Origin of the sequence: Ferruginibacter paludis, assembly GCF_030409685.1 — a bacterium.
Classification (GTDB): domain Bacteria; phylum Bacteroidota; class Bacteroidia; order Chitinophagales; family Chitinophagaceae; genus Ferruginibacter; species Ferruginibacter paludis.
Genome location: NZ_JAUFQJ010000014.1, coordinates 204,087 through 216,774, shown reverse-complemented (window position 1 = coordinate 216,774; position 12,688 = coordinate 204,087). Strand labels below are relative to the sequence as shown.

At 40.7% G+C, this 12,688-nt stretch carries 6 protein-coding genes; 5 read left to right on the top strand and 1 reads right to left on the bottom strand.

Translation table 11 applies throughout. From position 1 onward, the window contains the following. Both QWZ08_RS20435 and QWZ08_RS20430 read left to right on the top strand, forming a co-directional pair. On the top strand, window positions 1-3,123 hold the full coding sequence (locus QWZ08_RS20435; protein ID WP_290339403.1) for an efflux RND transporter permease subunit: 3,123 nt from the start codon (window positions 1-3) through the stop codon (window positions 3,121-3,123). Window positions 3,124-3,134: 11 nt separating this feature from the next. Beyond that, complete coding sequence (locus QWZ08_RS20430; protein ID WP_290339402.1) at window positions 3,135-4,442, top strand: TolC family protein; 1,308 nt, start codon at window positions 3,135-3,137, stop codon at window positions 4,440-4,442. 88 nt (window positions 4,443-4,530) lie between these two features. Here the strand turns inward: QWZ08_RS20430 and QWZ08_RS20425 are convergent, their stop codons facing one another. Continuing rightward, window positions 4,531-5,688 (bottom strand): 5-(carboxyamino)imidazole ribonucleotide synthase, encoded by a 1,158-nt coding sequence (locus QWZ08_RS20425; RefSeq protein WP_290339401.1) that lies wholly within the window; start codon window positions 5,686-5,688, stop codon window positions 4,531-4,533. Between the two features lie 263 nt (window positions 5,689-5,951). On the opposite strand from QWZ08_RS20425, the gene hppD reads away from it, so the two are divergent. The 3 genes from hppD (at window position 5,952) to QWZ08_RS20410 (ending at window position 12,507) form a co-directional block, all read left to right on the top strand. Then, window positions 5,952-7,082: a 4-hydroxyphenylpyruvate dioxygenase gene (hppD, locus tag QWZ08_RS20420; RefSeq protein ID WP_290339400.1), complete on the top strand. Its 1,131-nt coding sequence runs from the start codon at window positions 5,952-5,954 to the stop codon at window positions 7,080-7,082. Between the two features lie 438 nt (window positions 7,083-7,520). Next, window positions 7,521-10,775, top strand: coding sequence for a SusC/RagA family TonB-linked outer membrane protein (locus QWZ08_RS20415; protein ID WP_290339399.1), 3,255 nt, complete (start codon window positions 7,521-7,523; stop codon window positions 10,773-10,775). A 25-nt stretch (window positions 10,776-10,800) separates the two neighbouring features. Further along, window positions 10,801-12,507: a RagB/SusD family nutrient uptake outer membrane protein gene (locus QWZ08_RS20410; RefSeq protein WP_290339398.1), complete on the top strand. Its 1,707-nt coding sequence runs from the start codon at window positions 10,801-10,803 to the stop codon at window positions 12,505-12,507. Window positions 12,508-12,688: the final 181 nt, after the last annotated feature.

The following is a 12,688-nucleotide window of genomic DNA, read 5'->3' as shown; positions in this document are numbered from 1 at the left end:
ATGAATATTTCTGAATTTTCTTTAAAGCGGCCTGTTTTTGCCACGGTATTAAACCTGATGATCATCCTTTTTGGTGTAGTAGGCTATACCTTTCTGGCCATCAGGGATTATCCCGCCATTGACCCGGCTATTATTACTGTAACCACTTCTTATACCGGAGCCAACCCGGATATTATGGAGAGCCAGGTTACAGAACCATTGGAAAAACAGATCAATGGGATACCAGGTATTAAAACCATTACTTCATCGAGTACCCTGGGTAACAGCAATATTACGGTTGAATTTGAACTGGGTGTTGACCTGGAAGCTGCGGCAAGTGACGTACGTGATAAAGTAGGCCAGGCAAGCCGGAGTTTGCCGCAGGATATTGATGCACCGCCGGTGGTTACAAAATCAGATGCCAACAGTGATTTTATTTTAATACTGGCTGTACAAAGTAAAACCAAAGGTCTGCTGGAATTAAGTGATTACGCTGAAAACGTGTTGCAGCAACAGTTTCAAACCATCAACCAGGTTAGTGCGGTAAATATTTTTGGTCAAAAAAGATATGCCATGCGTATCTGGATTGATCCTGATAAAATGAACGCCCAGGGTGTTTCATTCAGTGATATCAGAACATCGCTGAACAATGAGAATGTGGATTTACCGCCCGGAAAAATTTATGGCAACAATACGGAATTAACCATTAAAACGCTGGGCAGGTTAACGAGTGAAAAAGATTTTCAAAACCTCATCATTAAAGAAGACAGCACAGGTATTGTAAGATTGAGCAATGTTGCCAGAATAGAATTAGGTCCGGAGAATTTGGAACAAAGCTGGAAATACAATGGCGTAAATGCTGTTGGTATTGTATTGATACCACAGCCCGGCGCCAACAATATCCAGATCGCAGACGATTTTAATAAGAAGCTGGAGTCCATCAAAAAATCAAACAAGTCGGATATTGAAATGAATGTGTTGCTGGACAACACTACCAATATCCGCAAGTCGATAAAAGAAGTGGAAGAAACGTTGGGTATTTCTTTTGCCCTGGTGGTGTTGGTAATATTTTTCTTTTTCAGAGACTGGCTGATTGCGATCCGTCCATTGATAGACATTCCGATTTCGTTAATTGCCACTTTCTTCATCATGTATTTTTCCGGATTTTCTATCAACATTTTAACCTTGCTGGGCATCGTGCTGGCAACCGGTTTGGTGGTGGACGATGGGATAGTAGTAACAGAAAATATTTTTAGTAAATTTGAAAAAGGGATGCCCATTAAACAGGCAGCATTGGAAGGCAGTAAAGAAATATTTTTTGCCGTAATCTCCACCTCAATTACACTCGCCATAGTTTTTTTACCTGTAATATTTTTAGAAGGATTTATCGGCCGGCTCTTCAGGGAGTTTGGCGTTACGCTGGCGGCAGCCGTATTGATCTCTGCACTGGTTTCATTAACCATTACACCGGTTTTGAACGTAGTGTTGAGCAGAAAAAAGGCAGGTCATGGCAAGTTTTACAATAAGACGGAACCGTTTTTTACGGCAATGGAAGATGGCTATGAACGATGGTTACACGCATTTTTAAGAGTTAGATGGATGGCCTGGGTATTGATAGCAATCTGCGGCGTGATAATTGGTCTCGTTATCACTAATTTAAAAAGTGAGCTGGCGCCTCTTGAAGACAGAAACAGTATTCGTTTTACTGTGACCGGAGCAGAAGGTGCCAGCTATGGAAGCATGGTGAATATTGCAGATAATATCGCCAATTACCTGTACGATTCTATACCTGAAAGGGACTTTGTTTTTGCACGTACACCCGCTGGCCCAATCAACAGCAGCCAGCCAAGGTTGGGATTGGTTGATCCGGATCAGCGAAGCAGGAGCCAGGCACAGATAGCAAGTGACCTTCAAAAAAAATTAGTGCGCTTTAACGATGCAAGAATTTTTGCTGTACAGGAGCAAACAATCGCAGTAGGCGCTGGCAGTAAGGGCGGATTACCTGTTCAGTTTGTATTACAGAATCAAAACTTGGATAAGTTAAAAACGGTGATTCCGAAGTTTTTAGAAGAAGCAAGAAAAGATAAAACTTTTGCCAACGTGGATGTAAATCTGAAATTCAATAAACCGGAGATTCAGCTAACGCTCGACAGGATGAAAGTGAAAGATCTTGGCTTATCATCCCAGGATGTGATTGCTGCTTTGCAAGCTGCCTTCAGTGGGGGCCGCCTGGCTTACTTTATAATGAATGGATTTCAATATTCCGTAATTGCCCAGGTGGATAGAGGTGACAGAAGTGCACCGGACGACATCTCAAAATTGTACGTACGTAACAATAAGGGTCAGCAGATACCCATTAGCGCAGTGGTGAAATTGGAGGCCAGCAGCAGCCCTGCTACCTTGTTCCATTTCAACAGGTATAAATCTGCTACCATATCAGCTTCGCTTGCGGATGGTAAAACCGTAGGTGACGGTGTAAAGGCAATGGATGCCATTGCAAAGAAATTGCTGGATGAAAGTTACCAGACTTCGCTGACCGGGCCATCAAGGGATTATGCCGAAAGTTCCTCCAATATTGCATTTGCTTTTAGCCTTGCATTGATGCTTATCTACCTTATTCTGGCTGCCCAGTTTGAAAGTTTTGTAGATCCGCTTACCATTATGATTACTGTACCATTGGCGTTGGCCGGTGCTTTGCTAAGCTTATTTATATTTAATCAAACCTTAAATATTTTTTCTGAGATAGGAATGATTATGCTGATAGGGCTGGTGACTAAAAACGGGATATTGATTGTAGAATTTGCCAATAAGAAAAGGGAAGACGGGCACGATAAAATGGAGGCGATACTGCATGCTGCCCAGCAAAGGTTGCGACCCATTTTAATGACAAGCCTTGCCACTTCATTGGGAGCATTGCCGATTGCATTGGGTCTGGGCGCTTCATCCACTAGTCGGGTGCCGCTTGGTATTGCGGTGGTAGGAGGAATTATCTTTTCTCTGATTCTTACCTTATTTGTTATACCCGCCATTTATACTTATCTATCCGGCAAACACAAAGGCACGGACAAAGCGTATTCAACAACGGCTGTACTTGCTGAAGAAACCGGAAAAAATGAAAGTGATACAAAACCCGAAATTGGATAAACCACAAAAGAATGAAGCAAACAGTTGTATCTATTTTTTTATTTTTCAGCATGCTTTGTGTAAAAGCACAAAATATATTGCGCTTACCCGATGCTGTAAATATTGCCCTTAAAAATAGCCTGGATATACAGTTAAATAAAAACCTGGTAGAAGCCAATACCGTACTCAACAATTACGGCGTGGCGGGCGGCCTTCCGCTGGTTACCGGATCATTGACAGACAATGAGCAAATTGCCAGCATCAATCAAAAGTTAAATACCGGCGTGTCTATTCAACGCGATGCAGCTGCTACCAATAACTTTGCATTGGGTGTTACGGGCAGCATTTTATTATACAACGGCAATAGGGTGATTGCAACAAAGGCCCGGCTGGCAACATTGGTAAAACAAAGTGAACAGCAATTGAATGCACAGGTACAAAATATCCTGGCGGATGTTATGGTTGGGTATTATGATATCGTGCGCCAGCAGAGTTACATGAAGACGATCGAAAAATCAATTGATGCATCCAATCAGCAATTGCAAATTGTGCAAGCCAGGCAATCAGTAGGGCTGGCGAATAATGCAGATCTTTTCCAGGCGCAGATTGATCTCAACGCCCTGGTGCAGGCGCAGCAATCGCAGCAATTAATTATCGACCAGGCTAAAACAGAATTACTCAGGCAACTTACTGTTAATTCGGATTCTTCCATTGCAATACAGGATACTATTATAGTCGACAGAAATATACAATTGGATAATGTGTTGAATAAGCTGAATAAAAATGCAGACATTATCGCAGCACAGGACCAGGTACAAATAAACGAACTGCTGGTGAAGGAAACTGCGGCTTTGCGCTATCCATCCATCAGGGCAACAACAGGCTACAATTTCTCCAGGAATAAGGCTGCTGCCGGCCAGATATTATTGAATCAGAATTATGGTCCATCAGTTGGTGTTAGCATTGGTATACCTATTTACAACGGATCAATTTACAAACGCCAGCAAAAGGTAGCGGAAATAAATGTAAATAATGCTGTACTGGATAAGCAAATATTGATGCGGGATTACAGTGCGCAAGTAGTTAAATCTTTTCAATCGTACACATCTACATTAAAACAGTTGGAAACAGAACAGCAGAATTACAATTTATCCAATCAATTGCTGGAGCTGGCTTTACAGCGTTTTCAATTTAAGCAGGCCACCATTGTTGATGTAAAAAATGCACAACAAAGTTTTGAAGCCTCCGGCTATCGCCTGGTAAATCTGAATTATGCAGCAAAAACTGCCGAGATTGAATTGAAGCGCCTGGCTAATGAATTGAATTTACAAATACAATAATTGCTGAAACGCATTTTATTAGTTTCAACCTGGTATTCTTCTTACATAATACATCACCAAAAATTGTGAACTTTAAAATAATCCCGCTTTAGGTGACAGGGGCAGTTACTACTTTCAATGTATTTTTTATCCTGTTTGCCTGGTGCACCAGTTCCTGTTTTTCTTTACTCAGTATTGTGACATGCCCCATTTTACGGCCGGGTTTGGTTTGTTTTTTTCCATAAATATGTACAAACACATTTTCCAGTTTAAGAATATCATTTAATCCTTCATAACTTGCTTCACCACTATGGCCTTCTGCACCAAGCAGGTTTACAATAGCTGCGGGCAAAATGGCTTCTGCACAACCCAGCGGGTAGCCTAACATTACTCTCCACAACATATCAAACTGCGAAGAATAGTTGCCTTCAATGGTGTGATGCCCGCTGTTGTGTACCCTTGGGGCAGTTTCGTTTACCAGTACATTGTCATCCTTGTCTATAAATAATTCAACGGCAAAAATGCCGGCACTGTTTAAATTTTGTACCAGCTTGGTAGCAATTGCTTCAATTTTCCACAATACTTTCTCTGTCAGTTCCGCGGGACTTAGCTGGTACTCCAGCAGATTTAAACGCTGGTCAAAAACCATATCCACAGCAGGATACATGGCATGCTCACCCTTATCATCCACCGCAATGATTACGGCAATTTCCTTCTTGATCGGCACCATTTTTTCCAGCACCGAAGGAGCATCAAAACCTTTATCAAGGTCTGCAGCAGTTTTAATTACCTGCACGCCCCTTCCATCATAGCCGCCCATTGCCAGTTTATGCACGGCAGGCAAATAGCCGGCATGTTGTTGCAGTTCCGCTGCATTTGTGGTAATGATAAATTCGCTGCTGGGTATCTGGTGTGCTTTATAAAATTGCTTTTGCAGTATTTTATTTTTGATGATTTTTAATGCAGCGGGTGAAGGATATATTTTAACACCTTCCTTTTGCAGCACTTCAAGTGCATCTTCATTTACGTTTTCAATTTCAATGGTAATGGCATCCATCCCTTTTCCAAAATTGTACACGTCATCAAAATTGGTGATGTCGCCCTTGGTAAACTGGTGGCAAAGGTGCGCTGCGGGGCATGCAGCATCATTTTCCATTACAAAAGTATCTACAGGGTAATTGGCTGCAGCCTGTAATAACATTCGTCCCAATTGTCCGCCGCCTAAGATGCCAATTTTTTTTGTACTCATGGCTGCAAAATAAATCATTCCTGTCATTTTTATTAGTTGATATTTTTAAGGAAATATCCTATGGCGTTTAATTTTTCAGGGAACAGTTCCGGTGCAGGCATGTGATAATTTCAATCAAAATAGTTAACTTTATAAAGCGATTATGCAGCCGGATTATCCACATAAAATATTTTCTGACAAACGCATCAGTTATACATTGCTGATGGACGCTCTTGCTATGGGTTCGTGTTGCTGTTTATAATTTTTTTATAACAGTAATTTTTTATCAGTAAAATAGCAAGATGGACACTACTATTCAATCCGCCACAGTTATAGATTCCACAACAGATTTTTTGCCATTACTCGGCACCGATTACATAGAATTTTACACGGGAAATGCAAAGCAGGCAGCCCATTTTTATAAAACTGCTTTTGGTTTTCAGTCGCTGGCATATGCAGGTCCGGAAACGGGCACGATGGACAAAGTCAGTTACGTGGTAAGGCAAAACAAGATAACATTTGTATTGACAACACCGCTGCGGCCGGGCAACGCCATCGCAGATCATATTTATAAACATGGCGATGGTGTAAAAGTACTCGCACTAAAAGTGGAGAATGCCACGGCGGCATATAGTGAAACCATTAACCGGGGGGCTAAACCATTTCAGGCACCCGTTATCCTTAAAGATAGTTCAGGTGAAGTTACGATGAGTGGTATTCACACTTATGGCGAAACCGTACATGTATTTGTTGAAAGAGAACAATACAATGGAATTTTCATGCCCGGTTTCAGGGAATGGAAAACGGATTATAACCCGGCCCCAACGGGGCTTTTACATGTAGATCATTGTGTGGGCAATGTTGGGTGGAACCAGATGAACACCTGGGTGAAATTTTATGAGGCAGTAATGGGTTTTAAAAATATTCTCAGTTTTGATGATAAAGATATTTCCACGGAATACTCTGCTTTGATGAGTAAAGTGATGAGTAATGGTAATGGCTATGTGAAGTTTCCAATCAATGAGCCTGCACAAGGAAAGAAAAAAAGCCAGGTGGAAGAATACCTTGATTTTTATAATGGTGAAGGCGTTCAGCATGTAGCCATTGCAACAGACAATATTATACACACTGTGACCCAATTAAAAAGCCGGGGCATCGAATTTTTATCCATACCTCAAAGCTACTACTCCAATATACTCGATAGGGTAGGTACGATTGATGAAGACCTGGAACCGATAAGCAAACTTGGAATATTGATAGACCGGGATGAAGAAGGGTACTTGTTGCAAATATTCACCAAACCAATTCAGGACCGGCCAACCTTATTTTTTGAAATCATCCAGAGAAAAGGCGCCAGGAGTTTTGGAAAAGGCAATTTTAAAGCGCTGTTTGAGGCGTTGGAAAGGGAGCAGGAGGCAAGAGGAAATTTATAACACCAACATAGTATTTAAAATACATCAGTTGTGAAAGTATGCTTATCAATCATTATTCACTCTCAGCAAATGGGTTACAAATATTAATTCAAGGACCTTAGGCCCACTTTTGCCGTTTTTTATATTTTTTTCAGCCTAAAAAACATAAAACGGTTGTTTTAATTGTCATCTTAACTTTTGTAATGATTTTAAGTAATGTCAATTTGAAGGCAGTATATAAAGGTCTATTTTAGTAGATGTTTAAAAATATAACCGTTTTGTAAAGTATTTCTAATTTTTTGTAATTATAAATTGGTTTAGGCGGACAATTAATATTTCTGTAGGTTTTAACAACCAAAATAAAATCAAAATATAGCAGTGTTTTTTTTGCAATGTTTTAACATTTGTATTGTAAAAACTTTTATCTTCGGCTCATTATTCACAAAACGACGCTGCTATATGTCAAAAAAACTCTTATTGGGGATATACGCATTTATATGCTGTATACTCCTCTCTTCTCAAATTTATGCACAACAAAAAACAGTAACTGGTGTAATTACCAATGCTAAAGACAATTCTCCAATTGTAATGGCGACAGTAAGTGTAAAAGGAACCAAGGTTGCTGCTGTAACAGGTGCTAATGGAGAATTTTCCATCACCGTGCCTTCAGGTAAAAATCTACTGGTTGTCTCTTCAGTAGGATATGAAGAAGATGAAGTAAGCATCGCTAACACTTCATCTGTAAAACTTTCATTGAAAGAAAGAACAAGTGCCCTGAATGAGGTAGTTGTAACCGGCTATAGTGCCCAAAGAAAAAAGGACATTACAGGATCTGTAACTGTGGTAAATGCTAAAGAACTGGTTGCTAATCCAGGATCAAACGTTGAAAGTTTGCTTCAGGGTAAAGCATCTGGTGTAACTGTTGGTACATCCGGTGTTCCGGGCGCTGGCGCGTCTATCAGGATCAGGGGGTTTACTACCTTTAATCAAAATGAACCATTGTATGTGGTGGATGGTGCCAGGGTAGGTTCTATCAGTGATCTTAACCCCAATGACATCGAATCTTTGCAGGTGTTAAAAGACGGTTCTTCGGCTGCTGCTTATGGTGCAGCTGCCGCCAATGGTGTAATTATTGTTACCACAAAAAAAGGTAAAGGAAAATCTAAAGTTACCTATGATGCCTATTATGGATCACAGTCTCTGATTAAGAAATTTGATCTTTTAAATACGCAGGAATATGGTCAGTATCTGTTGAAACTGCAACAGGGAATCCCAGGTCAAACTGCTACTACATTTAATCTTGGCCAATATAACGGCGGGCAAACAACAACATCCACTCCAGTAATTCCCGAATATATTTTAGCAGGAACAGCAAGTGGTGTACAGGCTGGGGATCCTGCTGCCGATCCATCTAAATACAAATTAGATTTGAATGATGTAAATGGAGACGGTACTTATTTAATTGTAGCAGCTAATAAAACAGGTACGGACTGGTTGGGTGCCGTTACGCAGGCCGCTCCCATGCAAAGTCACAACGTGTCTGTTTCCGGCGGCAGTGAAACGGGTAATTACCTTTTAGGCCTAAACTATTACAATCAGGATGGTATTGTTGATTTCACAGGGTACAAAAGATATTCGGTTAGGGCTAATACCAATTTTATTATAAAAAATAAAGTTCGTGTAGGGGAAAATCTCCAGGTTAGTTACATAGACAAGCATGGCTTTAATAATCAGGATGAAGGCAATGCGATCTCAATGGCCTATCGCATGCAACCAATTGTACCTGTATTCGATATCAAGGGAAATTTTGCAGGTACACGTGGATCAAACCTCGGTAATGCTGAAAATCCCTACGCAAGTCTTTACCGCGGCCAAAATAATAAGGATAGAAAAGTCGGTATTATAGGATCTGCTTATGCTGAGTTCGATTTCTTAAAATATTTCACCGCTAGATCAGTAATTGGTATGGATTACGGAACAAGTTACTATTATAACTTTGGCGTTCCTTCCTACGAAAACGCTGAGGGTCGCGGTGGTGTTGGTACGTTTAACGAAGGTCAAAACTTCGGCTACCAGATGACCTGGTTTAATACAGTAAGTTTTAAAAAGTCGTTTGGTAAACACGATATCAAAGCCCTGGTAGGTACTGAAATGGTTGAAGGTGCAGGTCGCGTGCTGGATAATTCCAATAACACCTATTTTTCTTTTGACAGAAATTTCTGGCAGATCAATTCAGGGTTAAGTACGACTCCTGCGGGACATAGTTACGAATATCGTTACAGGAAGTCCTCCCCTGTAATTGCTAAACTGGATTATAACTACCAGGATAAATATCTTTTGAGCGGAAGTTTCAGAAGAGATGGATCTTCAAACGTTTTTGGTCCAAACAATAAGTATGGTAACTTTAGTTCGTTGAGTGCGGGCTGGCGTATTTCTGAAGAGGCATTTCTTCACAATAAATTCAACTGGTTGAATGATCTTAAGTTACGGGTTGGTTATGGTATTCTTGGAAACGATAATACCAAGGATTTCGGTTTTATCACGGCTTATAAATTTGACAATAATGCAGGTTACCCTATAGACGGAAGCAATACTGGTTTTACGCAGGGCTTAAGGTTATTTGCGATAGGAAATCCGAGCATTAAATGGGAGCAGTCTGCTACTACCAACGTTGGTATAGATGCAACGATGTTTAACAACAAACTAAATATTGTTCTCGATTTATATACCCGCAAAACAACTGATTTATTGTATGAGAAGCAACTAGATCCGATTTTATTTGGTAGCGTTGATCGTCAGCCAACCAATATTGGTGAAATGACCAATAAAGGAATTGATCTTGCTGTTAACTATCGCACTACTTTAGGAAGAGAATTTAAGATTGATGCGGGATTGAGTTTTTCTTTGTATAGAAACAAAGTAGGATCCATAGGGGATCCATTCCTGGAAGGTAACAGATCCCGTATTGATCCCTTCAACCGATCTGTTACAGGCAGACCAATGTCTAGCTTCTTTGGCTATATCATTGATGGATTCTTCCAAAACCAGGCAGAGGTGGATGCATCTCAACAATCAGATAAAGGTATTGGCAAATGGAGATACAAGGACCTCAGCGGTCCGGGTGGTAAACCAGACGGGTTGATTACTCCAGATGACAGAACTTTCATGGGTAGTCCGCATCCAAATTTTACAGCAGGAATTAACCTGAATGCTTCTTATAAAAACTTTGATATCGCTACATTCCTTTACTGGAAAAACGGTGGACAGTTAATAAATTATGTTCGCTACTGGACTGATTTTAATACTTTCCAGGGTAACAGAGATAGGAGAGTATTATACGACAGCTGGACACCGGAGCACAGAGATGCCAAACTACCAGTGTTGGACGGTGCTGACGGAAGTAGTGGACAGGTTCCGGTGAGTTATTATGTTGAACCAGGAGGCTATTTAAGACTTAAGAATTTATCAATAGGGTATACATTACCTGCAGAATTATTGCGGAAAATTGGCGTCGACAAATTGCGTTTTTATCTACAGGCTCAAAATCTCTTTACAGTTACAAAGTACACTGGATTGGACCCTGAACTTACAACTCAGCAGGTGGGAAAGGCTGATTATAGACAAGCCAAGTCTGACGCCAACAGTTTAGGTGTTGATTATGGTAACTTTCCAACCCCAAGAATTGTATCTCTTGGCTTAAACCTGACATTTTAATTAAAAGATTTAAATCATTAAGTATATGAAAAGAAGTAAAATGCGTGTGCTGGTGTTAGGCTGTACCGTAATAGCGGGCACACTAATACTACAGGCATGTAAAAAAAGTTTTTTGGATGCCCAACCGTACGGACAGTATAGCTCCGACCTGGTAAATAACAAAAAGGGATTGGAAGCTAAACTGGTGGGTGTATATGGCGTTTTAGATGGCCAGGGGGTAACCAGTACGTGGGCGCCATCCGCAAGTAACTGGGCGACAGCCGGAGTATGCGCAGATGATGCGTATAAAGGTACAGATGCCAATGACCAACCGCAGATGACGGAAGTTGAGCAATATAAGTCTCAGCCGGCAAACCCTTATTTTTATGATAAATGGATTGCAGTATACGAGGGTATTGCAAGGGCAAACGTTGTTATCAAAGATGCGAATGACCCCAACCTGGTTTTGGCTGATGCTGATAAAAAGAACATCGTTGCGCAGGCTCGTTTTTTAAGAGGGCACTACCATTTTGAAGCCAAAAAGATGTGGAATAAGGTTCCGTATATTGACGAAACCACTACTAGTTATACCAATGCCGATCAAATATGGTCAAAAATTGAAGACGATTTTAAGTCTGCATACGATAATCTTCCTGAAGTACAGGATGCAGCTGCAAAAGCTAACAAATGGGCAGCAGCATGTTATCTCGCCAAAACTTACATGTACGAAAAGAAATTTACTGAAGCAAAGGCTTTGTACGATGTGATTACTGTAAGTGGCAAAACATCAAATGGCAAAACTTATGGTTTACAGGATGCATACTGGAAATGTTTTGATGCCAATTATGATAACAATGAAGAAGAAGTATTTGGAGTAGCCATGGCAGCTTCCGGTTCAGTAGATCAGAGTGGTGAAAGCTCCTTAGGGCTTGCATTTCCCTATGGCGGCGACTTTGGATGTTGCGGTTTTTTTCAGCCGTCTCAAAATTTAGTAAATGCTTATAAAACAAGCCCTGCCGGTTTACCTTTATTTACAACATTTAACGATGCTGATCTTAAAAATGACCAAGGCCTTAAAGATGCAGATCCTTATACAAACGACATTACAACTCCGCTCGATCCAAGGTTAGACTGGTCAGTTGGTAGAAGAGGTGTTCCTTATTGGGATTGGGGTCCTCACCCCGGTTATTCCTGGATAAGGGATCAGAACTATGCAGGTCCTTTCAGCCCTAAAAAGCACGTTTTTTCTAAAAAAGATGAAAATACACTTACATCTTCCGGCTGGAAAAACATTACAGCAAAAGACATATACCTCATTCGTTATGCAGACGTATTACTAATGGCTGCAGAGGCTGAAATTGAAGTAGGTTCTTTGGCAAAAGCGCAGACTTATATCAACCAGGTACGTGCAAGGGCTAAAAACCCTGCAAGCTGGGTACAAGGAGCGCCTGCTAACTATGTAATTAATGAATATAGTACTCCGTTTGCTTCACAGGCTGAAGCGAGAACAGCTGTGCGTTTTGAAAGAAGATTGGAATTGGCTGAGGAAGGCCATCGTTTCTTTGACCTGGTGCGCTGGGGTATTGCAGCGGAAACATTGAACGCTTATTTAGCAAAGGAAAAACTGAAAAGAACTTACAAGTCAACAGCCAGTTTCACTGCTGGAAAAAATGAATATTTCCCTATTCCGGCAAGTATCATTGATGTAGCTGCCAAGTATGGTAATACGCTTACACAGAATCCCGGCTATTAACCGATCGTGATCTGGAATTATTAAAGAATATTTAGACTAAAAAGGCAGAGTTAATTCTCTGCCTTTTTTATATACCAGAATTTACTACATTTCCATAAAATTGCCATATGCGATCGCTTACTTTTTTACTTGTCTTTTGCGGTATTTGTATGCTTCTTTCATGCCATAACAGGACTCTTTT